19 protein-coding genes and 2 pseudogenes are annotated in these 24,867 nt (G+C 54.7%); 13 read left to right on the top strand and 8 right to left on the bottom strand.

What is annotated here, in order from left to right; translation table 11 throughout:
* Positions 1-362: 362 nt before the first annotated feature.
* The 5 genes from EKM99_RS06715 (at position 363) to rsgA (ending at position 8,881) form a co-directional block, all read left to right on the top strand.
* On the top strand, positions 363-1,514 hold the full coding sequence (locus EKM99_RS06715) for an MFS transporter (protein ID WP_125582147.1): 1,152 nt from the start codon (positions 363-365) through the stop codon (positions 1,512-1,514).
* Between the two features lie 461 nt (positions 1,515-1,975).
* Positions 1,976-3,880: an Ig-like domain-containing protein gene (locus EKM99_RS06720; protein WP_125582149.1), complete on the top strand. Its 1,905-nt coding sequence runs from the start codon at positions 1,976-1,978 to the stop codon at positions 3,878-3,880.
* 306 nt (positions 3,881-4,186) lie between these two features.
* Complete coding sequence (locus tag EKM99_RS06725; protein ID WP_125582150.1) at positions 4,187-5,236, top strand: hypothetical protein; 1,050 nt, start codon at positions 4,187-4,189, stop codon at positions 5,234-5,236.
* Positions 5,237-5,608: 372 nt separating this feature from the next.
* The gene (locus tag EKM99_RS06730; RefSeq protein WP_125582152.1) at positions 5,609-7,585 is read left to right on the top strand and encodes an elongation factor G; all 1,977 of its coding nucleotides are present in this window, start codon (positions 5,609-5,611) and stop codon (positions 7,583-7,585) included.
* 285 nt (positions 7,586-7,870) lie between these two features.
* On the top strand, positions 7,871-8,881 hold the full coding sequence (gene rsgA / locus EKM99_RS06735) for a ribosome small subunit-dependent GTPase A (protein ID WP_125582154.1): 1,011 nt from the start codon (positions 7,871-7,873) through the stop codon (positions 8,879-8,881).
* A gap of 120 nt (positions 8,882-9,001) precedes the next feature.
* Here the strand turns inward: rsgA and EKM99_RS06740 are convergent.
* From EKM99_RS06740 to EKM99_RS06760, 5 genes and pseudogenes are all read right to left on the bottom strand, one after another.
* Positions 9,002-9,217 (bottom strand): annotated as a pseudogene (locus EKM99_RS06740) (type II toxin-antitoxin system RelB/DinJ family antitoxin); the annotation flags it as partial.
* 191 nt (positions 9,218-9,408) lie between these two features.
* Entirely contained in the window at positions 9,409-9,930 is a 522-nt protein-coding gene (locus EKM99_RS06745; RefSeq protein ID WP_125582156.1) for an LbetaH domain-containing protein, read from the bottom strand.
* A gap of 16 nt (positions 9,931-9,946) precedes the next feature.
* A complete protein-coding gene (locus tag EKM99_RS06750) occupies positions 9,947-10,843 on the bottom strand; it encodes an MDR/zinc-dependent alcohol dehydrogenase-like family protein (protein WP_125582158.1) in 897 nt (298 codons plus the stop codon).
* A 185-nt stretch (positions 10,844-11,028) separates the two neighbouring features.
* On the bottom strand, positions 11,029-11,496 hold the full coding sequence (locus EKM99_RS06755; RefSeq protein WP_125582160.1) for a MarR family winged helix-turn-helix transcriptional regulator: 468 nt from the start codon (positions 11,494-11,496) through the stop codon (positions 11,029-11,031).
* Between the two features lie 60 nt (positions 11,497-11,556).
* A complete protein-coding gene (locus EKM99_RS06760; protein ID WP_125582162.1) occupies positions 11,557-12,240 on the bottom strand; it encodes a GDSL-type esterase/lipase family protein in 684 nt (227 codons plus the stop codon).
* Between the two features lie 142 nt (positions 12,241-12,382).
* Between EKM99_RS06760 and EKM99_RS06765 the strand changes: the two genes are divergently transcribed.
* The 3 genes and pseudogenes from EKM99_RS06765 to EKM99_RS16150 all read left to right on the top strand — a co-directional run.
* Positions 12,383-12,814: a MarR family winged helix-turn-helix transcriptional regulator gene (locus tag EKM99_RS06765; protein WP_125582165.1), complete on the top strand. Its 432-nt coding sequence runs from the start codon at positions 12,383-12,385 to the stop codon at positions 12,812-12,814.
* A 1-nt stretch (position 12,815) separates the two neighbouring features.
* Complete coding sequence (gene pepI, locus EKM99_RS06770) at positions 12,816-13,700, top strand: proline iminopeptidase (RefSeq protein ID WP_125582167.1); 885 nt, start codon at positions 12,816-12,818, stop codon at positions 13,698-13,700.
* Between the two features lie 47 nt (positions 13,701-13,747).
* Positions 13,748-13,840: pseudogene (locus tag EKM99_RS16150) on the top strand (type II toxin-antitoxin system HicB family antitoxin); the annotation flags it as partial.
* A gap of 72 nt (positions 13,841-13,912) precedes the next feature.
* Here the strand turns inward: EKM99_RS16150 and EKM99_RS06775 are convergent.
* Positions 13,913-15,145 (bottom strand): MFS transporter, encoded by a 1,233-nt coding sequence (locus EKM99_RS06775; protein ID WP_125582169.1) that lies wholly within the window; start codon positions 15,143-15,145, stop codon positions 13,913-13,915.
* 404 nt (positions 15,146-15,549) lie between these two features.
* Here EKM99_RS06775 and pyrF point away from each other — a divergent pair, with 404 nt between their 5' ends.
* Together pyrF and pyrE are read left to right on the top strand one after the other, a co-directional pair.
* Positions 15,550-16,266 carry an orotidine-5'-phosphate decarboxylase gene (gene pyrF / locus EKM99_RS06780; protein ID WP_125582171.1) on the top strand — a complete coding sequence of 239 codons (717 nt, stop codon included), beginning with the start codon at positions 15,550-15,552 and terminating at the stop codon, positions 16,264-16,266.
* The gene (gene pyrE, locus EKM99_RS06785) at positions 16,263-16,898 is read left to right on the top strand and encodes an orotate phosphoribosyltransferase (protein ID WP_164511547.1); all 636 of its coding nucleotides are present in this window, start codon (positions 16,263-16,265) and stop codon (positions 16,896-16,898) included. The genes pyrF and pyrE overlap by 4 nt, the downstream gene beginning before the upstream one ends.
* Before the next feature lie 82 nt (positions 16,899-16,980).
* On the opposite strand, the gene EKM99_RS06790 is transcribed toward pyrE, so the two are convergent.
* Positions 16,981-17,766: a M23 family metallopeptidase gene (locus EKM99_RS06790; protein WP_125582173.1), complete on the bottom strand. Its 786-nt coding sequence runs from the start codon at positions 17,764-17,766 to the stop codon at positions 16,981-16,983.
* Positions 17,767-18,078: 312 nt separating this feature from the next.
* On the opposite strand from EKM99_RS06790, the gene EKM99_RS06795 reads away from it, so the two are divergent.
* The 3 genes from EKM99_RS06795 (at position 18,079) to EKM99_RS06805 (ending at position 21,581) form a co-directional block, all read left to right on the top strand.
* A complete protein-coding gene (locus EKM99_RS06795) occupies positions 18,079-19,368 on the top strand; it encodes an AAA family ATPase (protein ID WP_225419808.1) in 1,290 nt (429 codons plus the stop codon).
* The gene (locus EKM99_RS06800; RefSeq protein ID WP_125582175.1) at positions 19,365-19,976 is read left to right on the top strand and encodes an RloB family protein; all 612 of its coding nucleotides are present in this window, start codon (positions 19,365-19,367) and stop codon (positions 19,974-19,976) included. Before EKM99_RS06795 ends, EKM99_RS06800 begins: the two co-directional genes overlap by 4 nt.
* 195 nt (positions 19,977-20,171) lie before the next feature.
* Entirely contained in the window at positions 20,172-21,581 is a 1,410-nt protein-coding gene (locus tag EKM99_RS06805; protein WP_125582177.1) for a hypothetical protein, read from the top strand.
* Between the two features lie 502 nt (positions 21,582-22,083).
* Here EKM99_RS06805 and EKM99_RS06810 read toward each other — a convergent pair.
* Positions 22,084-24,852, bottom strand: coding sequence for a YhgE/Pip domain-containing protein (locus EKM99_RS06810; protein ID WP_125582179.1), 2,769 nt, complete (start codon positions 24,850-24,852; stop codon positions 22,084-22,086).
* Between the last annotated feature and the right edge of the window lie 15 nt (positions 24,853-24,867).

The raw sequence follows: 24,867 nt of genomic DNA on the forward strand, positions 1-24,867 counted from the left end.
GAAAGCGTTACCCGAATGTAAATTACATTCGGGTAACGCTTTAAATAGTTTTGGGTATTTTTTCAGCAGTCCCGCCTTTTGTCGCACGTTTCAACAATATAGCATCGGAGATACAGCGTGAGTCTGGGGGGTATCCCAGACTATGTGAATTGGCAAGGTCGCAAATGTTTCATGTGAAACACTGGCAAAAATTCCCCTTGCATTGCGCCTGCGTTTTGCGCTAAACTAGTCACTAACTTAATAAACGATCGGAAGACTTAACAGTTAGATAAGGTGCTCGCGGAGCATCGGAGGGTTGCGGCCAGATAAGATGATTCAGTGATCTTATCTGGCCTTTTTTGTCTTTCGGGAAGGAAGTGCACATGCAAAAAACGTATTGGACACGTAACTTTATTCTGATTTTACTGGGGAACGCGCTGTTATTCATGGTGTACAACATGCAGGTGCCCGTGCTACCGCTATATGGCAAGCATTTGGGCCTGTCACCGGCGCAAATCGGCATCTTTGTGGGCGCCATCATGTTTGCCTCACTGGTGACCCGGCTGTTTATTCCCTGGTTCTCTGCCAAATTCAGTAAGCGTGGCCTGTTAATCGGCGGTATTCTCCTGTATCTGGTGGCGTCGGTCGGCTACCCGCTGCTGAGTGGCTTCGGGTTGTTGGTCCTGTTGCGGCTGTTTAACGGTCTGGGGCACGGCTTGACGACGACCTACTTCGCCACCTCGGCCGCCGCGGAACTCCCGATGGGTAAAATTGGCGAGGGGATGGGCTACTTCGGTATCGGGACGATGGTGACGGCTTCCTTGGCGCCACTGCTGGCCCTGGGTGTGGTTCACCGTTATGGATTTACGGCCTTTTTCCTGACCTGCGTCCTGACGCTCTTTGCGGCCATGTTGACGATTGTAGGGACGCGCCGGGTGACCGCGCCCACGCCCAAATCGCCAACGAGCGCGCCGGTCTTTGACGCCCAATTCTTACCACAGTGTGGATTGGTCTTTGTCCTCGGCATCCTGATGAGTGGCGTCATGACCTTCACGCCAATCTACGCGCAGCTCCGGCACCTGACCGGCATCTCCGGTTTCTTCTTCGTGGCGGCGATTGCTGGCGTGGTGATTCGACCCATCGTTGGCCGGACGTTTGACCGCCGGGGTCCTCGGCTACTCCTGCTGGTGAGCACGGTGCTCCTGACGATTGGGATGGTGCTGATTGCTCTGGTCGACCGCAACTGGGTCCTACTGACGGCGGGCGTCTTCTATGGGGTGGCCGATGGGGCCATTTACCCGACGCTAGAGGCTTGGATCTTCAAGGTAACGACGCTGGCCAACCGCGATACGGCGACGGGGATGTTTCTAAACGCCTATGACCTGGGCATGGGGCTCGGCGCCGTCATCCTCGGCTGGGTCGTGGAAGCCGTGGCCTACCAGGGGATGTTCTGGGTGTTAACGGCAGTTTCCATCGTATACATTGGCGTGGCACTGGCGTTGAGCCGGGGCACGCGGTCGTTAGGCGTTGATTAAGAATAAGAAATGACAGACAGTCGACCCACTATTTGGGGGGTCGGCTGTTTTTTGATTCAAGCGATAAGGGTTCGTTTGAAAAGTTTCCGAATAAAATGGTATTTCGCTAAAATAAAAAGTATAATGAAACCAGACAGAGGCCCAAATTAGTAACACTAGGAATTACTAATGCGGGCTCAGCACATTGTCAGTGCGGTTACCCGGGCGACTAGGCGTAGGGACGCGGCGTGTGCGTAGTTTTTGATTGGACGAAAGCAACGACCAACGGGCCCAAAATAGGTTACGCTGTTAACGGGATTCTAAGTAAAGAACCCGTAAATTTCGCCAGGTCGGGGAACCAGCCAGCAAGTGGTCGATACCTAACAGACTTTCAGTCAAGCACAGTTAAATGGACCAGAATCCAGTTACCCAGAGCCATATTTTTGTGCTGGGGCAACCGGTAAATCAAGGGAGACGATGGGATGACGCGTCAAAAATTTAGTCGACTACTCGTTATGGTTTTGATGTTGTTCGTCACGGTGGAGATTTATATTGGAAATCAGCGGTCAACGGTGGTTGCGCAGGCCGCAACGCCCAGCGCGGATATCGTCAATGTTTTTGGCATCAATCTGAGTACTGGCTTTACCCTGCAGCCACAGGATGAGTACACGTACGTGGGCAACACGAAGACGCTGACGGCTAGCGTTGGGCATGATGTGTTGACTGCATATAATATCCTCTATCAGGATTCCTATCAGTGGTATCAATCCAGTGACGGGGGGACCACCTGGAAATCCGTGAGCAACGCAACTGCGTCCGCGACCACGACTGGTATCACGGGAGCCACGACAGCCGCGTTAAAGATTACGCCGGCTACTGCGGGTACCGTTTATTACCAGTTGTGTGACCAGTATGGACTGAGTCTCCTCCTTAGCCCACAATACTACACCCGTGTTGCCGCCGTCACGACTGTCGCCTCGGCCATCAATGCCACTAGCCTAAAGGTTTCGACGGACGATAACTACTTATATAGTAATCAAACGAACGCGACCACTACGTTTGTTCACGGCACGCCGGCGCCGGCTGACGCAACGGGTGATGTGACTTGGACCAGCAGCGACACTAGCCTGGCCACGGTCGATAAGACCACCGGGCAAGTCACAGCCAACACCGCTAGCAAATCGGGGACCGTGACCATTACCGGGACGCTGACCAACGCTGACGGCTCGACCGAGGTTGGGACCGTCGACATTAAAGTCGGTGGCGGACTGGATGATCAAACGGTAAATAGCGGCAAGACGGCAACATTTACCGTGCAAGGAACTGCCGATCAGACGCCGACGTCGGTGGTCTGGCACAAGGTGACGACCAGCGGCACGGATAGCGTGGTGAATTCCGGCACCAGCCTGAACTACACCACGGCGGACACGACCGCGGCTGACGACGGCTCGAAATACTATGCGGTCGTCACGATGACGGTGGACGGGCAAACGGAAATGCTGACCACGAATAAGGCGACCCTCAACGTCAACGTTGACCACACCCCCGCCGTCAGTATCACCAGCAAAATCGTTGACCTTACCGACAACACGGGCAACACCGACACCTCGCTGAATAACGTGGTGAACGGCGACAACGCTGAGATCACGGGAACAATCACGGACGCCAATCCGGATTCGAGTCTGAAGTCCGGGACGTTCCTGATTAAACTGCCCAGCAATGCCCAGAACACGTCCGTGACGATTGACGGTGCAAGTGCTAATTACATGCCAACGACCGTTGGTAGTGACATCTACCTAGTTGTTCAGTCGCGCATCAGTTTTAGCAGTTTGCAAACGCACTCGTTTAAGGTCGATTTTCAATCAACTGAAACGACTAACCTGTCCCTGACGACGAACGCCGAGCTCCGGGGCTACGATGCCGCGACCAGTGATAACTTGATTGACACCTATGCGGGGCCAGACCTCACCATCAACGCGACGGACGGTGGCGTGAGCGCGAAGGCTGGGGATGTCACGTTTGGCTCGCTTTCCTACGCCAACGTCGACGAAGAAATCGCTGGTCAAGTCAGTGGTGGCGGTGATTTGTTGGCAGTGACCGACAATCGGCGGACCAAGACGGGCACGACCGTTTCGCTGCGGCAGGCCACGCCATTTACCGACGGCACCCACACGTTGGACGCCACGCTGAGCTACAATAATGGCAGTACGTTGACCGCTTTAACCAGCACCAACCAAGCGGTCTTGTACGCGGGTCCGGGAATGACGCTCGCATCATTGAACGCCAACCAGGGTCAGCAGTTAGAGCTGAAACTAGCCACCCAGGCCATTTATCCGGGCAGCTACACGTCCACGCTGGACTGGACGATCACCACGGCACCGTCATAAGGATGGGCACCGAGCGAAACTGATAAATAGGATAGTTAAACAGGGCGCAGACAATTTCTTTTCCAAATTGTCTGCGCCTTTTCTGAACCGTTTGGCACCGCCAAACGAGCTGACAGATTGTCACGCCAGCTCAAGCCGCCGGCGTCCGACCCACTGCGCTCCAACTTAAAGCGACCGCACAGCCAGCCAAGCACCACGACTCCCGATTGACCGGTAGACTTGTCAACCAGGCCGTATCCCAGTCAGGTTACTGGCCAAACGGCGTACGATGGCCCCGAACATGGTGCAACCTTGGGAGGCAATGACATGGGAAAATTTGAAGACGATATTGTTAACACACAGTTTCCGGATACGATTGGGAAATGGTTCACGGCTTACCTGGCGAGTGACGCCTGGCAGAAGCGCGCCAGAGACGTTGCGGCGCCGCAGTTAAGGGAGGCCTTGAGCTGGCTGGCCTTTTACGGCGACAGCGAGTTCGGTCAAGCGCCAACGGACTGGACGGCGGAAGCGCTCGAGACGCTGTTGACGGACACCTTGGTGGCACGCGCGAATTTTACCGCCATGGACTACTGGCATATCGTGCCGGCACTGTATGATTTCTTCACGTTCGTGGGGGAACAAAAGTGGTTGCCGGTCGAGCGGGTCAAGCTTTACCAACAGACGATTATCGCTGCGGCACCAACGATGGTCACGCGGGCCGACGATCCTGATAACTTCGCGGCGGATAAATTTCTGACGGCGCACTTGATTGCGGCAGACGTGGATCCCGACAATGAAGGTGCCGTCGCCATGTTTGTGGTGAAATCAGAACTGGCGATTTTAAATAAGATCTTTCCAGACGATGCCCCAGCCGATGACGCGGTAACCCCCAAGGCAGAGGGCGTGAAACAGACCGCGGCGATTCTTGATGATCCCGCCATGGCGCCCGAACTCCTGATGCTGTTTGATCCGGACCGGGATGAAGCCTTCTTGCGGGCGAACCACCGGCAAACGCTAGGCGCACAGACTTGGCAACGCCAGACAGCTCGGCTGGTGCACCACCGCGCCGTGATTACCGGTGTACGGCTCTGGCTCACGCGCGACGCGTACCCGGTGGCGTCGTGGGCCTCATCACAAGAGGTCTACGAGGCCGTCATCTTGGTGATGGACTCACTGTACCAGCAACGGTTAGAAACGCCAGAGATGTGGACGGCCGCGTCCTGGCGGCTGTGGGGCAGTTTCTGTCGCCAAACGGAACTGATAGACGGCCAGGCCGCGTTAGTGACGGACGTCAGCCTGCTGGACATGCTGGCGGATCAAGGTGTCGTGACGCCAGAGCAGGCGGCGACGTTTGCTGCGGCGTTCCGGGAAGGTTAAATGACTAGCAACATAAAACGGGCAGTGACCCACGACTGCCCGTTTTGTGTTGTCACGAGTTGCTCAGGGCTGTACAGCCAGCGTCTGATGTTTAAGTACCAATAACTAATAACTAAGAATCAACTATTGAGCGCAGCTATTATTAATAACAGCTTGTTCAATTACAATTATTAATATCAGTTAAAGCTTAATTTTAAAAACAGCCACCAACGTTTTCCCAAACGACCGTTACCACCGCACTTAATTTCAGCAACCAGCGTTACCAGGTGCATTCTCCCGGCGGTTACGGTAAGATTGGCTTAAAGACTTTTGACAAGAGTGGGACAAGCGACGGTAAAGCCTCACCGACAGTTAAAAAAGGAGTAATCACTTATGAAACACATCGTAGCGGGAATTGTTGCCCACGTTGATGCCGGCAAGACCACGCTATCGGAAGCGTTGTTGTACCAGTCCGGCGCGATGCGGCAACTGGGCAGAGTCGACAACGGAGACGCCTTCTTGGACCCCGACGACCTCGAAAAACAACGCGGCATCACCATTTTCTCTCACCAGGCCAGCCTGACACACGACGACCTGCACCTCACCCTGCTGGACACCCCGGGGCACGTGGACTTCGCCTCACAAACGGAACAGGTACTCAGCGTTCTGGACTACGCCATCCTGGTGGTCTCGGCGACTGACGGCATTCAGGGCTACACGCGCACCCTGTGGCGGCTACTCGACCACTACCACGTGCCGACGTTTATCTTCATTAATAAAATGGATGCCGTGACCGCCGACCGGGAGCGGGTGTTGACCCAATTGCAGGAGACCTTATCCGCGGGTTGCGTGGCGTTTGCGGGTACCAGTTTGCCAGCGGCCGCGACCGAAGACGTGGCCATGCAAGACGACGCGGTCTTAGCGGACTATCTCGACAGCGGCACGCTCAGCGATGACGCAGTCCGGACCATGATTCAGCGGCGGCAGGTCTTCCCATGTTTCTTCGGGGCGGCTTTAAAATTAGACGGGGTGGCCGACTTCTTGGCGGGCCTGGCCTATTGGACGCAGGCCACCACCTATCCCGCTGATTTCGGCGCGCAGGTCTTCAAGATTTCTCATGACCAGGACGAACGCCTGACTTGGGTCCGGGTGACCGGGGGCGTGCTGGCGAACAAGGCTGTCATTTTAGATGAGCAGAAGGTCAATCAGTTGCGGGTCTACAACGGCGCCAAGTTTAAAATTGTGCCGTCCGTGGCCGCCGGTGAGGTCTGTGCCATTCCCAACCTGACGGGGACGCACCCCGGGCAGGGCTTGGGTCAACAGGTGGCCGGGCGCGCACCGGAAATCCAGCCGGTGTTGACGTACACGGTCGATCCGCGGGACAACGACGTCCATCACTGTCTGACGGTGCTCCAAGAACTCGAGGACGAGGACCCGCAACTCCACGTGACGTGGTCCAGCCACCTGCAGGAGATTCGCGTGCAGATCATGGGTAACGTCCAGCTGGAAATCTTGCAGCAGATGTTGCACGACCGCTTCCAGTTGGATTTGGGATTTGGTGAGGGCAGCATCCTCTATAAGGAAACGATTCAACAGCCAGTCGAGGGTGTTGGCCATTTCGAGCCGCTCCGGCACTACGCGGAGGTCCACTTGCTCTTGGAACCGGCACCGCGGGGGAGCGGCCTGACGTTTGCGGCCGATTGCGCCCTGGAGATCCTGGGGAAAAATTGGCAACACCAAGTCCTGACGAACCTGCAGGCCAAGGAACAGTTGGGCGTGCTCACCGGTTCACCACTAACGGATGTCAAAATCACGTTGGTGATCGGCCGCGCTAGCATCGTCCACTCGGTCGGCGGCGATTTCCGGGAAGCAACCGGGCGCGCCGTCCGCCAAGGCCTGATGATGTTGCGCGAACAGGACGCCTGCCAGTTACTGGAGCCCTGGTACCAGTTCCGGTTAGAAATTGGCCAGGACCAGGTCGGCCGCGCCATGAACGATATCCAGCGCATGCACGGCAGTTTTGAAACGCCTGACGGGACCACGAGTGCCAGTGGGATGGTCGTTTTGACCGGGACCGCGCCCGTGGCCGAGATGCAGGACTATTCGCAGGAGGTTCAGGCCTACACCCACGGTCAGGGTCAGCTGGAATGTCTGGTCGATGGCTACCGGCCGTGTCACAACGCAGCGGAAGTCGTGGCGGCGCAGGATTACGCGCCGGTCGCGGATTTACCCAACACGCCGGATTCCGTGTTCTGTGCCCATGGTGCCGGCTATCCCGTCCCGTGGGATGCGGTGCCGGGGATGGCGCACGTGGATTACGCCTACTCGGCCGCGGATTTAGCCACGCTGGAAAGCTCACTTAACCAGTGATTGACGGTTAGTGGCCGCCGGTGGTAAGCTGAGCACAACTAAAAATATCGGAGGAATTGCCAGATGTCAGTCGTTCAATAGGCGTTACGCAGGTTGCTAAAAAAGTGGTTAAATACCGCTGTCTTTAGTGTGCCCGTAACGGTTTGAACGGCAAAACTGACATCTGCGCCTCCTCATGAATGAACCAGGGGTGCAGTGGAGACTGCGCCTTTTTTGGTCGCCAAGAGTCGTGTCAGTTCGTTCAAGCCTTGGGGGTGCCGTCACCAACGAAAGGAATTGGCAGAATTGAAAATTGATTTAAAAACGTACGGCCTGACTGACCAAATTGACCAGCTCGCCGCAACCCAGCCGGAACTGACACTGGCCCGGGTCACCGGTAAATTGCGGCACGACCTCAGCGTGGAAACGGACTTCCCGGCGGTAGGCGACTGGGTCTTAACGACGCTGGCTCCCGACCACCAACTGGCACTGATCCAAACGGTGCTTCCCCGCCAAAGTGTGCTGGAACGTGCGGCCGTGGGCAAGACGGGCGCTGGCCAGATTATCGCGGCTAACGTGGATACCATCTTCATTTGCATGTCGCTCAACGCCAATTTTAACCCGCACCGCATCGAGCGTTACCTAACCATGGCCTGGGACAGTGGCGCCGTGCCGGTCGTGGTCCTGACTAAAGCGGACCTGTGTGCCGACGTCCCCGCCAAGCTGGCAGCATTGGCGGACGTCACGCTGGGCGTGGACGTGTTGACGTGCTCCGCGCAAACGGGGGACGGCCTTGCCGCCCTGAAGGATTACGTGACGGGGAACCAGACCGTTTCGTTCATTGGGTCATCTGGCGTGGGTAAGTCCACGCTGATCAATGGCTTGTTGGGACACGCTGCCCTGGTCACCAAGGAAATCAGAGCGGACGACGATAAGGGCCGCCACACCACGACGAGCCGTGAACTCTTGCGTTTGCCGGCAGGCGGCGTGGTGATTGACACCCCGGGGATGCGCGAGCTCCAGGTTCAGGGTGGCGACCTCACCAAGGCCTTCGCCGATGTGACGGCGCTGGCCGTGCATTGTAAATTTCGCAACTGTACCCACCACACGGAACCGGGTTGTGCGGTCCAGGCGGCGATTGTGGCGGGAACCTTGGCGGCGGAACGTCTGACCAGCTACCGAAAACTCCAGGTCGAACTGAGTTACAGCGACATGAATGCCCGGGAGCGCGAGGACGCCAAGATTCAACGCTTCTTCGGCAGTAAGAAGAAAATGAAGCAGGCCAGAAGTCACATGCAACAGATTCGCCGGCGTTAATGTTCCACGTGGAACAGTGGGTGATGCGTGATTGTGATCGAATTTTAGAGATACAAAAACCGCTCTACAATAGGATGTAGAACGGTTTTTTGTGTTGGTTAAGCGGGAGGTTGGTTGAGACAGGTCAATGGGGATACTGCCAGTTGCAATGGTACTTTTAATAAAGATGTGGAAGGCCTCATCTGGGGTTAACCCGATGCGGGTAAGGACAGCCTCGAAGGCCTTCTTCTCTTTGGTGGCTATTCTGAAATGGACTTCGCTAGTCATAGCAATCACCTCAGCCATTACGGGACCACGTGGGACCATAATGGACAAGCGTTTAGCAAAGGTTGGCATTGGTCTAATGGCTCTCTCGCACTGGTATCCGCCAATTGCCTATTTTAAGCGATTGACGAGGGATTGTAGGGACTCTTACGGTATCCGTGACTTATTTGCGGAATCAGCTGTATCAAATCGAATGAGGAATGAAAAATCAGCAAGGATGTAGACTAGATTTTTGTGTCGGATAGTTCGTCCCAGCCCAACGATCACCCCTCAGCGCGCCGGATCACATCGCGGCAAGCCCGCACCAACGCCTCGCCGTCTGGCATTGGCTGATGGAACAGCAAGTCCTTGCCCGGGTCGCGGGGCTTCACCTGGTTGACGCCGTATGCCACGCTATTGGCGGGAACGTCCTTGGTGATGATTGCGCCGGCTCCGATGACGGTGTTCTCGCCGATAATGATGGGACCCAGCACCTTGGCACCGTCCGCAATCTTCACGTTGGCGCCAATCACGGGATTGCCCAGGTGCTCCCAGGCCTGCGTCCGGCGGTTAAAGGCCATGTTCGAGCCAATCGTCACGTTTTGAAAGATAATCACGTTGGCGCCGAGCTTGGATGCAATCACCGTACAGCCGCGGGCGTGGTGGGCGAAGCGGACACTGGGGTCGATTTCAACACAATTGATTTCGCAGTTGTAGCGGGCCTCCAATTCTGTCGCGGCGGTTTGGCGTTCGGCGGCAGTGGGGGCAAAACAATTTTGGTGGTACAGGGTTTCGAATGCTGACATGGCAGTCAGTCCTTTCTTAGTCAAATGTGACCAGCACGCGGCCGCGACTGTGGTGGTCGCACGCGTAGTGTTGGGCGGCGATGGTGTCACGAACGGCAAAGGTCCGGTCAATGGGGGCATGGAGGTCGCCGGTAGCCAGGTCGCCGATAAATTGGCGGTAGTCCGCGGGGGTAAAGCTTTCGTGAACAAATTTGAGCGGCAACGTGGCCTGGGTCAGGGCAATTGAGACGATTTCATAATCAGTCAGGTGAGCGGTCAGCGTGTTCAGGAGGGGCTCGCTCCCGGCAATGTCGATGACTAACGTGTCAGTCGTGAGTGGCGGGAGGTCGGCCGCCGTGACGGCCGGGTAGTCGGGGCACTGGGCCTGAAAATACGCCTGACTCGCCGGGGAGACAATGGGCCAAATGTGCTTGTCCTGGGGCTGTAACAGTTGCAGCAGGTAGAGGCCGATGACCGAATTGGCACCGGTCACGACCACGTTGGTGGCGGTGCTGGCAGTAATTTCTCGTTGGAGAACGTGGGCCGTTCCGGGTCCTGCGGTCAGGGCGGCGGCACTGGTGTCAGTAACGGCCGCGGGCAGTGGGAAGATGAAGTCGGGGTTCTCGGATAGCAGGTAGGCGCTGTAGGAGCCGCTGGGCTGCATGACCAGTACGCGCTGGTGTAGTAACGCGGGATTCCGGTTAGCGCCAACCGCAACGACCTGGCCGGTACCACCGACGCCGATGATGCGGGGGAGCTGGGCGGCTTGTTCAGCCGTGGCGTGCGGATTGGCTTCCCGTTTCCAATCGGTTGGGACGACGGGTAGCACGTGCATTTTGATGAGCACCCCGTTGGGCGTCAGGGCGGGAACGGGGATGTCGGCAGTGGTGAGCGCGTCGATCCCGTTGAAACTAGTTTGCATGATTGCGAGCATTGAAAATCTCCTTTTGTGGTTGTTATGTTTCTATGGAAACAATCATAGCACGTTTTGTTTCCTTGTCAACAAAAAAGACGGATTACGTCGTTATGGGCGCATCTGTCTAAAGATTTGTTATTTGGTTAAGCCCAAGAACGACTAAGGCGGACAGCCAGGTTACCAGTACTTGGCACGTGTGAACACTACGATTCGATGGTCTTATCCCGCGAAATTTGCTGATCCAAAAACTGATTGTACGCGTTCAGAAAGGCCAACGTCTGTTGGAGCTGTTCGGGGTCTGCCTGCTCAAAGACGGGGGCGTCACGCTGGTTGAACTGCTGGTGGAGACGAGCGTGGGTGGCGCGAACGGCCTCGCCCTTTGACGTTAAGCGGAAGTAAACTTCCTTTTGATTGTCCGGATTTTGGTAGCGGCTAATCAGGTCGCGAGTGATGAGGCGCCGGGTCATCTTGCTAACAGCGCCCCGAGTCACGTACAGGCCGTTCGCAATCGCCGTGACGTTGGCGTCTTGGTGGCCGCCAATAAAGGCAATCGTGTGGACCTCTGCGGGTTTGAAATCGGCCAATTGTTCGGCTAAGACCGCATGATCCAGCCAGTTGATTTTGTCCAAGAGGGTGCTGAGACTGTCGAGAAATGCTTGTTGCTGTTCCATAGGGACCTCCACGTGTTTTTTCTTAGCTTAGCAGATAATTGTTTCTGCTTCAACAATCTGTCACGATTTCAAATAAGGTAGGAGGTTGGCCAACACGATTTGGAAACCGGCCGGCAACAGGTGGGCGCCATCAAAGGTCAATTCCGCCCGTAAGTCGCCGTGGTCGTCTGTCAGGCCGGCGTTCGCGTTAATGTAAGCTTCACCGTGTTTGGCGGCGAGGGCTTGAACCTGGGTATCGGCCGCAACCAGGGCAGCGTTGGACCGGTAGCGGTAGAGCTGGGTGTGCTCGCCTTTTTCCTCGCCAAAGTCAGCGGTCGTGTTCAGGGGATAGTACGCCATCAGGTAGACGGTGGTGGCGGGCAGTTGCGCGTGAATCTGCGTTAAAATTTGATCGTAGTTAGCCAGAAAGGTTGCGGTCGGCACGTTGAAGCCGATGTCGTTGGAGCCAATGTTGATGAAAATCTTGCTGGGCTGCAGGTCGAAAACGAGTGGGTCCATGTGGGCCAGCAGGTCGGCCGTGGTGGTGGCTCGCACGCCGCGGTTGTAAATGTGCTTGCTGAGGCCGAGGTCCTGTTCGGCCTGGAACTTTTCGATGGGGAAGATTTCCATCAGAGAGGAGCCGACAAAGAGAATTTGGCCGGGCGTGACGGTGCGATTCTGCTGGTCGTAGCTGGCCCGTAACTGGTCTTGAAAGTCGCGAATCCGGGGGTCTAAGTTGGTGAGTTGTTTTGTTTGGTCAGTCATGGTGAACGTCTCCTTTTACCGTATAGTTAGATTATCTAACAGTTAGGGAGTCTACACCTGAGGTAAAAAATTGTCAATCAGTTAGGTAAACTAACTGTATTTTCACCTAACACTTTGGTAAACTAAGACCGAGGTGATTCAAATGACAACGACTAACGGTAGCGCCATCAGTACCCTGATTCGCGAAATTTTTGTGGCGGAACAGGCCCAGATTGCGGCGGGCCTGCACCGGCAGGAACCCGTCACTCCCCAGCAAGCGGTTGTGTTGCAGCTGATTGATCAGCGGCCAGGGTTGATTCAAAAGGATATCGTCGCGCTCATGCAGCGGCGGGCGGCCACGGTGTCGACCTTTTTGAAAAAGTTAGAGACGGCCGGTTACATTACCCGGCAGATTCCCGAGGACAATACGCGCAACAAGCAATTATTCTTAACGAACCGGGGACAGGCGGTGGTGGCCGCGTTTCAGACGACCCGCACTGACGTGTACCAGCGACTCGCGGCGAATTTGAGTGCGACCCAACAGGCGGAATTGGTGACGCTATTGACGACGGCGAAGGCCGGATTGGAGGACTAGCATGACTGTTCAAGAAGGCTTTATGCCATTTGGCAAGTATCAAACGTACTACCGGGTCGTGGGCGACCTAACTTCCGGGCAAACGCCGCTGCTCCTGCTGCACGGCGGGCCGGGTTCCACGCACAACTACTTTGAAGCTTTTGACGAGTTGACGGCACGGACCGGACGTCCCGTGGTGATGTACGACCAATTGGGCTGTGGCCGGTCATCCATGCCGACCGATCCCAGTTTGTGGCGGGCGGAAACGTGGGTGGCGGAGCTCAAGGCTCTGCGTAACTATTTGGGATTGACGCGCGTACACTTGCTGGGGCAATCCTGGGGTGGCATGCTGGCCATCATTTACCTGTGTGACCACCAACCGGCAGGAATCCAGAGTGTCATTTTGGCCAGCACACTGTCGTCCGCGAAACTTTGGCAACAGGAACAGGCGCGCATGATTCGCTTCATGGCACCCGCAGATCAGGCGGCGATTGCTCAGGCGGAGGCAAGTGGTGACTTCACGGCGCCGGCCTATTTGGCAGCCAATGACCGCTACATGTTGGCGCACGCGGCGGGGCCCGTGACAGCGGACTCCCCGAAGTTCTTGCGACGTGCCAAACGGCAGGGAACGGCGGCCTACAACGTGGCCTGGGGGCCGAACGAATATTTTCCCACGGGAACCCTCCAGGATTACGATTACACGGAAAAATTGGCGCGAATCACGGCACCGACGTTAGTGACTAGCGGGACCAATGATTTGAGCACGCCGCTGGTGGCGAAGACGATGGTCGACCACTTGCCCCATGCAGCGTGGACGCTGTTCGCCCACAGCCGACACATGGCGTTTATTGAGGAACCGGAAGCCTATTTGGACCGGTTGACGCAGTGGCTGGCGGCGCAGGATTAGGGAACACTAGGTACTTTAGGCGCCGAAGCTCTTGACTTCCCCAGTAAGCAAACCGCTTGGGCAATGAGCTGAAGCTGAACTTTTCGCAAACCCTAACGGATGCGATTGCTGCGAAGAAATTACCCAAAAATGCACGCTGAACAAGGCATAATAAAGGCCCAGAAACGATGTGAAATCACCGTTTCTGGGCTTATCTGTGTCATTATTTTTAATTAGTTTTCGTTTACTTGACCCATCTTGCGCAGGCTTGGAATCGTCAACATGACCGTGAAACTGATAATGTAGAGCACGGACAGGAAGCCCATGACCACGGTCAACGTGTAGTGGTCCATCAAGAAGCCAATTACGACGGAGGAGAAGCCCCCGACAGCGCGACCGACGTTCACAATCACGTTGTTGGCTGTCGAGCGAATTTCAGTGGGGTAGAGGCGACTGATCACGGCGCCGTAGCCCCCAAACATCCCATTGGAGAAGAACCCAATGATGGCACCGGCGAGAATCAACGTGACCTGGTTGAACGCGAGCGTGATACTGAAAACGGCCAGGGCGGAGGCTAAGAGGAAGATACCAAATGCCCGCCGGGGACCGAAGTAGTCGAGGATGGAGCCAAACGTCATCATCCCAATACTCATGCCGACGATGGTCGCAATCATCCAAACGGAAGAGCCGGAAACCGTCAAGCCAAGCTTTTGTTGCATGATGGCTGGCAGCCAGTTCATTAAACCAAAGTAGCCGGCGATTTGTACGATGACCATGACCATTAAGGCAACGGTTTGGTAAGCCAAGCGGGGTGTCTTGAAGAGGGCCCGAATTTGGACCGGCTTCTGTTGATCCTTTGGTTCTTGCTTGGCGGCTAAGAATTCATCACTCTCACGTAAATGCCGCCGAATGAAGTAGGTTAATGCCACGGGAACGAGGCCCAGGACGAAGAGTGCTTTCCAGCCCAGCGTGGGGATAATGAAGGCCGCTGCGACTGCGGCAAGGATGGCGCCCATTTGACCGCCAATTGCCGCAATCGAGGTCATTTTGCCAATTTTGTTACGGTTGAAGCTCTCGGCAATCAGCGTGATGCCGACGCCATACTCCCCGCCGGCCCCAATCCCAGCGAGAAAGCGGAAGAAATAAATCCAGTAAATGTTACTGGCGAAACCCATGGCAGCGGTCGCGAAGGCGAAGATGAAGATGGTGTGGGAGAAGACCCGCACCCGGCCGAAGCGGTCCGCTAAAATGCCAAATAAAATCCCACCCGCGAGCATCCCGAGATTGGTGATCGATGAAATCAAGCCAGCTTGTGCACCGCTGATATGTAGATCGGCAATGATTGATGAAAGCGCAAAGGATAAAAACATAACATCCATGTTCTCCAAGGCGAATCCGGCTGAAGTTGAAGCAATCGTCCACTTCTGGTTGTTACTGAGCGCGTGGTTCTGCGTCGTGGTTTCCATATATTCAGTTCCTCCAAAATGAATGTTCACTGACATTCGTTATTTTTTCCGGTTACCCGGACGTTGGCAATAGTATGACATGTTCAAAAGGAAAAAGCAACCGTTAATCCGGATATTAAATTAATTATACGGATTCTACAATTATCGTCATATATGGAAGAAGAATGAGACGGTCGCGAAACTTGGTCAAAATTTATTTTGCCAGGTAAACCGTCTAACCTAAAATTTAGGGTTGACGGTCGGCTAGTTATCCGCTAAACTCATTACAAATAAGCTTTAACTTAGCCCTGTGAGACTAAAAAGGTGAACGGTTCGTCCCCCTAGCAAACGCTGGCAGTGGACGCAAATCCGGCTAGCCCAACACAGGTGCTAGCCGGATTTTTTTCTGGAGAAAGGAACACCCCATGCGACCAGTTATTGTGGCGTTAGACTTTGAAAATCAAACGGTAGTCGAACATTTTTTGGACCAATTTCCGGCAACGGACCAGCTGACGGTGAAGGTCGGTATGGAATTGTTTTACGCAACCGGACCCAGCATTTTACGAACATTGCGAGATCGAGGCCTGCGGATTTTTCTTGACTTGAAGCTGTACGATATTCCCCACACGGTCGAACAGGCCATGCGCCAACTGGGACGCCAGGGCGTGGCCATGGTTACGGTGCACGCGGCCGGTGGTGCCGCCATGTTAGCGGCGGCGCGACGTGGCTTGGACCAGGGTAGTCGTGAGGCGGGAGTTGCCCCGGCTAAGTTGCTGGCCATCACGCAACTGACCTCGACAACGGAAGCGCAAATGCAGGCCGAACAGCTAGTATCAGCCGATTTACCGGCAACCGTGGCCCATTTGGCCCAACTGGCTCAGGCAAACGGGGCGGACGGCGTGATTTCCTCGGCGTTAGAAGATCCGGCAATTCACGCGGCGACGTCTGCGGATTTTCTCTGTATCAATCCGGGCATTCGCTTGGCCACTGATGCGGTGGATGACCAGAAGCGGGTGGTGACCCCAGCTCGGGCCGCGGCCCTCGGTAGTAACGGCTTAGTTGTCGGCCGGTCAATTACCCGAGCGACGGATCCAGTAGCGGCGTATCAGACAGTCTTAACGGAATGGGAGCGCGGAAAATGATGACAATCACGGATAAAATAGCGGCGGACCTTTTACATATTGGGGCAGTTACCCTAGCACCCAACGACCCCTTTCTCTGGGCGAGCGGCATGCAGGCCCCCATTTACACGGATAATCGGCAGACGATTGCTTATCCAGAGGTCCGGGCGTCGATTGCGGATGGTTTAGCGGCGCTGATTCAGGACAAATACCCCACGGCGACCGTGATTGGCGGCGTGGCAACGGCGGGAATTCCGCATGCGGCGTTGGTGGCTGACCGGCTGGCATTACCCATGAACTATGTGCGCGCCAAGCCCAAGGACCACGGTCGGGGCAAGCAAATTGAGGGGCAGATCTCGCCGGACGACCAAGTTGTGTTGATTGATGATTTAATCTCAACCGGTGGAAGCGTACTGGCCGCAGCTAAAGCGGTCCAGGCGACTGGCGCCACAGTTCTAGGCGTCGTGGCCATTTTCTCCTATGAGTTGCCAGACAGTATGGTCAACTTCCGTGAAGCTGGATTGACACTGACGCCACTGACGACTTACAGTGCCTTGATTGCGGTGGCCCGTGAAGAGGGCGACATGACAGCCGCCGAGTTCGCGTCCTTGCAGCAATGGCGTGAGGATCCGTGGGCGTGGCCGGAAGCGTAATGTTTCATGTGAAACAAGTAAAATGAGTGTAAGCGAAAAGCGATTTGCCAGTTAACCGGCAAATCGCTTTTTTCGTACCTACTTAGTCAGCGGCTTTAATCAACTTCAACGGATCCTGCCACGAATGGGCGCTGGGGTTCTGCCAATCATTTTGCGCGGTGACCCAGCTCTTCTGGTTGGTAACGCCCAGGTGCAGATGACCGCTGGCCTGAGTCGCAATGACCTGCCCAACTTTAACGGTTTCACCGACTTTGACGGTATGGGTCTGTTTGCCCATCGCAAATTCTTGGTAAACAATCTGGTCGCCATCCGCGGTCTCGGTGACCACGACGTCTTTGCCCAGTCCCAGTGGATAGGCATCGGTCACGCCACGTTTCATCGGGTTGCCGACAAAGATGACCTTCCCCGCGTGAACGGCGTGAATTTTACTACCCACGCCCGCGTTGAAGTCGACCCCGTCGTGCCAAGGAGAGTCGGCGAGGTCGCGCTTACCAAATGTTGACGTGACGTACTGGCCACCGGTGTACGGCCAGCCCCATTCGGCTGGTTCGTCGGCCTTAGCTGAAGCATTGGCCGTCGTTGGCTTGAGTGCTGTCTTGGCGGCCTTCACCGCGGTACTTGCCGATTCAACGTGAAAGTATTGATACACGCGCTTGGGCTGGCTGGTTGCCTGTTCCGTCGGAGTATTGGCAATGGTGAGCGTTTCCGCTTCGGCCGTCTTGCCGATAAACAAAGGAAAACTAGAGATGACGCCCAGCAGTAAGAGGACGGGTAGTGTTCCGAGGAGTAGTTGGCGTTTTAGCCGGTTATTTAAATGACTTAATTGGTTGAAAGTGTGTTTCAGAGGCAACATCGTTTTGGGGTCCACCTTTTCACAGTAATAGAAAGATTGTACCAGTGTTTTGCGGGTAATGACATTAAAATTGTGTGACGATTTTGGGTTGGGCGGGATTTTGTAGATTTTAGGTCCGTCAGTTTGGCTGCGGATTTCGGCTAAATTGGGTGGCGGTGTGCCACTAGTAAACCGAGCTGTCGACGAACGCTAATTCTAATTAAAGACGATTTAATGTGATTTATGTTAACCAATCAATTCAATACAACAGTAAATACGATTTTAATCACGTTTTTTTGTGTTCTTCTATTAGATTTGCTAAAATGGCATTAACCGGGAAAGGTGGTTATGACAATGCTAATTGACTTCTCAATGACGAACTTTAAGTCCTTTAAAGATGAAACGACACTTTCAGCAGAAACGGGCGAACGATTGAGTCGGCTCAAGCAGACCAATACCCTGAATGAAAATGGCTATGGTCTTCTTAAGAATCTGCTTATCTTTGGGCCCAACGGTTCGGGGAAATCTAACTTACTGCTGGGTTTAAGAACAATGAAGCAAATGGTCTTGACGAACCCCACGAAGGTGACCACACAATTACCCGCACAGCCATTCGTATTAGATGAAGTGAGCGTGCATCAGCCGCTTTACTTTGCGGTGACCTTTAATTATCAGCGGACAACCTATCATTATGAATTCTCATATACCAAGTCTGCCATCGTCTCTGAGAAATTAAGTATCAAAGAGACCCGCGGAATGCGCACCTACTTTGAACGTCACCAACAAGAATTTTTGGTTTTGCCGGCCAATTTGGTGTCATTGCAAACGACGACCAAACCCAATACACTCCTCCTCTTTAACGCACAACAAGCGAATGATCACCATGCAGCAGGCGTCATGGCCTGGTTTCAGTCCGATTTATTATTTGTGGATGATGCACATTTGTCGGAGCAACTAGTGGCCATGCTTGACCAACCAATTGTGAAGGAAGAGTTCTTACAATTCTTGCACTTTGCCGACTTCAATATTGTTGATATTCAAACGCGGCAGGTTGCGACACCCCGGATACCAGATCAGTTGTTGCAACTACTCCAAGGAGGCGACGGAGAAGTCCAATTGCCTGAAACGATGCCGCAGATATTTGCGATTCATCAGAAATACAATGCGGCTGGCGAGGTTGTTGGTCAAGAGGAATTGCCATTAGCGAGCGAGTCGCAGGGGACGCAAAAGATATTTGTTATTGGCCTGTCGATTATCAATGCTCAGTTAAATGGTAACGGCAAGACACTCTTATTCGATGAATTTGATGACTCGCTACACTTTGAACTCACGAAGGCGTTGATTAAGATTTTTAATTCTAAGGCCAATAAGAATCAATTTATCCTGACCACTCAGGAACTGCAACTGTTGGATTCTGACTTGAGAACTGACCAGATTTACTTGGTGGAAAAGAATTTTCAAGGGGTAAGTGAACTAAACGCTATTTTTGATTTTAGTGATACCCGGATGACCGCTCGCCGTGACGTGAGCTTTTTGAAACGGTATATTGAAGGTCGCTTCGGTGCCATGCCAACGGTCAACGCGGATGAGATGTTACTAGCGTTAGAGGAGCTTAGTGCTGACGGTGATCGTGAATGAGCCGAAAATCACGGCAACTTAACCAGAAGAAAGTAACGGTTATTTATTGTGAAGGTGAGTCTGAAAAGGCTTATTTTGAAATGTTGTCAGCAAAATATCGTAGTGGCGCGAATGTTCATACTGAAAAGGTGCAAATCGAAACCATTGCGCAATCGCGGGGCGCGGACTTGATTGAAAAGGCAGCTCGTAAAATGGCACGGCTACCACGAAACAAACAGGTAGACCAAGCGTACGTTGTGTTTGACCGAGATAACTTAACACAATCTGATCTTGAACATTGTGGTAGGGTCGCCCGTGAGCACCAAATCAAGATTATTTTTTCCAGTATCAATTTCGAAGTTTGGATTCTCATGCACTTTGAGACAGTGTCCAAAGCATATACGGGGTCACAACTTAATCAAAGGCTATCAGGTTCTCAATATTTCAATCAAGATTATTCGAAATTTAAAGGAAGACGCTACGATCACTTTTTGTTTGATCGGGTTAACTTTGCAGTTGTTCATGGTCAAATCCTCACGAATCGCCAGGATAATTTCTGGTTAAAAAGTGATCCTTACACAAATGTGCACGAGGTATTAACAGATATCTACGGCGTCACCCAATTCTAGCCAAGAGGTCCAGCAACCGCGCCACAGTTGATGGGCCTTTTTTGAGCCGTTGAGCCCCTCAAAATCACCTCCCCACCAAACCTTACAGTTCCGGAAAGTTTGTTAAGCTTCCCTCAAGCCCTAACGTATTTTAAGTTTCAGGCGGTATAACCAAGGTAAGCAACTTTTGTTGATTAAGTAAGGGAGGACTTTCTAATGACAAATACCAAACGAAACATCACCATCGCTTTAGCAGGAACCGCCGTTGTGGGTGGCCTGATTGCGGCCCCACAGCTGTTAAACGCCAGTCAGCCAACGCCGCCGACTCAGGCCATGGCGAAGACGAAACCGAGTGGCACCAAGCCAAGTGGAACTAGTGCGCCGGGACAAACCAGCAGTAGCAGCGCGAAACTTTCTGGACAGAAGACGATTTCCAGTAGTAAAACGCTGAGCAAACAGACGATTAAATCCAGCACCGCCAACCGTTCTGCCGTCTACGTCAAGAGTGGCGGCAAGCTGACCCTCACCAACAGCAAATTGACCAAGACCGGCAGTACGACCAGCACCGACAGCAGTAATTTCTTCGGCCAAAATGCCGGCCTGTTAGTCACCAAGGGTGGTCAAGCCACCGTTTCCGGTCTGACGGAAAATACGGCCGCTACCGGGGCCAACGGGATCTTTGCGACCGGTAAAAACGCCAAAGTGACGGTCAAAAACAGTCAAATCAACACGACCAAGAGCTCGTCACGGGGCCTTGACGCCACCTATAAAGGAAAGATCACGGCAACCAACACCAACATCACGACGACCGGCAGTCACTCTGCCGCGTTGGCAACCGACCGGGGTGGCGGTACCGTCAGCCTGACTAAGGGGACACTGAAGACTGCCGGTGACGGCTCGCCCGTCATTTACTCCACGGGGAACATTTCCGCGCAGAACGTGACTGGGACCGCCACGGGTGCTGAAGCGGCCGATATTGAAGGGTCGAACAGTATTACCGTTAAAAATAGTCAGTTGACCGGTAAAAAGAATAACGGGGTGATGCTCTACCAGAGTATGTCCGGTGATTCCGAGGTCGGCACGTCCGTCTTCTCCATGACGAACGGCAGTCTGACGTCGACGGTGAAGAGCGGTTCTAAAGGGACCACCAACCACACCGGGGCGCTCTTCTACGTCACCAACACAACGGCCAAGATTAATCTGACCAACGTAAAATTGAGCAACGCCTCGAACACCCTGATCCGTTTGGCCAGCGACCGCTGGGGAACCAGTGGCAGCAATGGTGGCAAGCTGACGTTTACCGCTAAGAACCAAACGCTGAAGGGCAACATTCTGGTGGCCAAGGGCAGTACGCTGAAACTGAATCTGACCTCCGGGAGTACGTTTACCGGGGCCATCAACAGCGCCAACACCACCGGCAAGACGACGGTCACACTGAAGGGCAACAACACCTGGAACGTGACCAAGAATTCGTACGTCACGTCACTGGTCAGCACCAAGAGCGGCATTAAGCACATCAAATCAAACGGCCACAACGTATATTACGATAAGAGTAGTAGCGCTAACAAATGGCTTAACGGCAAGACGTACAGCCTGAGTGGCGGCGGAAAGTTGATTGCCAAATAGACTGATTGATTGGCGTGAGTGGCTTCAGTCAGGTTTAAAATGATTGTTGTGTGACGACGCCACCGCCAGCTTTCTTTATCGAATTGAATACCAGTGAGCTTAAGCTTTTCAACCAATGACACAAAAACACTGACCATACACCTCAGCAACGAGGGGAATGGTCAGTGTTTTTGTACGGGAAAATTATAAGCTGAGAGGACGTTTACCAAAATCAATGTAAACCGGAATCTCGGCCAGTCACAGGGCGACCAGAGAACAATGCCAAAGTGCTACCGTAACACCGAAGGCATTGGTCTGGTCGCTGTAGGCGTGAGTGAACCAAATTTAGGCTCAGCCGTGGGATTTTCCAAGTGGGGTGCTTGGAAAATGGCGACTTTGAAACGCGGGCTTGGCGGTTCAAAGCGAGGTCAAAGACCGCTCTTTGGCTTTGGCCGTCCTGCCCACAGCGTTCCAGCCTAAATTTGGCGAACGGTAAGCCGGCAGGCAAGCACCAGACCAGTACCTAAACCTCTGGGATGTCCATGGCGTTGATGCGGCCGTGCCGGCGAGCGTAGAACAGCATCGCCATCGCCGAGAATGCCAAAGCAATCCCGAAGAGCACGCCCATTTCAGGCAAGGCCGAGTTGCCAATCATCAAGGTCTCGCGGAAGCCATCGACGGCGTAACTCATGGGTAACCAGGGATGAATGGCCTTGAAGAACCCATTTGTCAGTTGCAGCGGGTAGGTCCCCGCGGAGCCGCCAAGTTGGAGCACCAGCAGGACCATTCCGAAGAAGGCCCCCGGCTTGCCCAGCACCAGGTTCAGCCAGTAGACAATGCTCATGAAGGCGCCCCCAGTTAAGAGGAGCATCATGAACGTCGCCCACGGATGAATCGGTGCGAGCCCGTCGATGCTGGCGAGCAGGCCGGTCATAAATGTGGCTTCGCCGAGGACAAAGGCACTCATGATGGACGCCTTGCCCAGCCACCAGCTCCAACCAGTCCGGGGGTATTTCCGCGGCGTGTACATGTCAAACATCAGGTTGAAGACCAGTGCCCCCACGAAGAGGGAGACGGACATCATGTACGGCGCCATCCCGGTCCCATTGTCCGGCGCATCATCGTGGTCGGTGTGGGTCGTGGTTGTCGGTTGGGCAAATTGGCGGTAGGTCAGCTGTGACGGGTGACCTACCGCCGCTTTCTTGCTGGCGGCGTTCAATGAAGTGGCCAGCTTGGCGTTGCCGGTCTGAACCGTTGCGGCGCCCGTCGTTGCTTGCCTGGCACCGGTTGCCAGTTGCTTTGCGCCACTCGTGACTTGCGTCGTGCCGTTCGTGGCCGTCTGCATGGCGGCGGTCAGCTGCGGCCCACTGGTGGCCAGGGTGGTGAGGCCGCTGGTCAGGGTCGTGGCCCCGTCAGCCAGCTTGGTAATGCCACTCTTGAGCTGGGGCGTCTTGCCGTTAAGCGTGGTCAAACCACTAGCCAGCGTGGTTGCGCCGCTGTTGAGGCTGGCATTTTTCGCGGTCAACTGTTGGGTCCCACTTGCTAGTTGCGATGTGCCACTGACGAGTTGTTGCGTCCCGGTGGTCAGTTGGGTGCCCTTAGTGCTGAGCTGCTGCGTGCCGGCGGCCAATTGCGTGGCGCCGGTCGTGAGTTGACTGACGCCGCTGGTGAGGCTGGGCGTCTTGGACGACAGCGTCTGCAGGCCCGTGTTCAGGGTGCCCAGCGCGGTATTGGCCGTTTGCAGGCTACTGGTCAAGGTCTGCGCGTTCGTGGTCAACGTGTCGACACCACTGGCCAGCTGATCTTGGGCGCTGGCCGCCGCGGTCAGGCCACTTTGGAGATCGGTCAAGGCGCTGGCACTGCTGTCGAGATCACTCAGGTCACTGCTGAGTTGCTTGGCGGCGCTCTGAACCGTGGTGAGGGCGCTACTGTCATCGGTGTCACTGACGGCTTTGAGCATGGCGGCCTTTTGGGTGGCCGTCAAATTTTGGGTGTCGGCCGCCGCGGCCACCTTGGTCTTGAGGGCCGCACTGTCGTCAGCGCTCGCCAGTGCTGTGAGCGCCGTTTGTAAAGCCGCGGCGTCACTCTTAACGGCACTGGTACTCTGCGCGCTGGTGGCCAGCTTGGCCGCGGCAGTTTTCAAAGCGGTCTGTTGCGTTTTAGACGAACTGAGGCCGGATTGAAGTTGCTTGAGGCCACTGGTCAAGGCTGCGCTCCCGGTGGCGAGTTTGGTGTAGTTGGTGGTCAGTTCCTGGCTGCCACTCGCCAGTTTGGTAACGCTGCTACCGAGTTGTTGGGTGCTGGCACCGAGCGTGCTGAGATTACTGCTGAGCTTTTGCGCACCGGTATTGGCGCTGGCCACACCGCTCACGTATTGCTGGGTGCCGGACTGGACGGTCCGACTCCCCGTGGCGACTTTGCCGGCGGCCGTATTGAGTTTGCTGGTGCCGGCGGTGTAGGCGGAAACGCCGCTGCGGAGTTGTTGGCTCCCGGTTGCGAGCTGCTGGATGCCACTGATGAGTTGATTGGATTGACTGAGTAGCTGATCAAGGCCGGTGGTGAGCTGTTGACTGCCGGCCTGGGCTTGCTTGACGCCGGTGACGTACTGGCTGAGCTTGCTGGTAATCGTGCGTTCGCCGTTGGTCAGCTTGACCGAACTGCTAGCCAGCGTGTTCAGGCCGGTCGCAATTTTTTTGTCGGCGGCGGTTAATTTTTGGCTCCCAGTGGCGAGCTTCTGACTGCCCTTGCCGGCGGTGCCGAGGCCGCTCCCCAGCTGTTTGATGCTGGTAAACATGGTCTTGGCGTAGGTCTGGGTCACTTGCGCACCAACGGATTGGGCGGCGGACTTCGCGGCCGTGGCCGTCATCTTGGACGCCGTAAAGTTATGGCCGGCGCTGGTCTGGTAGTGGAGCACCATTTTCTGCGGGTGGGTGGCCATCAGGGTCGTCGCGTCGTGGGAAAAATTGTGCGGAATTGTGATGACCATGTAGTATTTGCCGTTGGTCAAGCCTTGTTCAGCCTGGGCTTTGGTCGTGACCGGTATAAATTTCATCGCCGTGGATTTTTTTAAATTGGTGGTGAGACTCTTGCCGGCGGTCAGGCGTTTACCCTGGTAGGACACGGGTTGATCCTGATTGACGACGGCCACGGGGAGGTCGGCGAGCCTGCCGTAGGGGTCCCACATGGACTTGAGAAACGTGACGGCGTAGATTGATGGAATAAACATGATGACCACCAAGACTGCCAAAAGTAATTTATGTTTGATTAAATATCGCCATTCTGCGCGAATCATCGGCGAATCCCCCCT

Source organism: Levilactobacillus cerevisiae (assembly GCF_003946245.1).
Lineage (GTDB): Bacteria > Bacillota > Bacilli > Lactobacillales > Lactobacillaceae > Levilactobacillus > Levilactobacillus cerevisiae.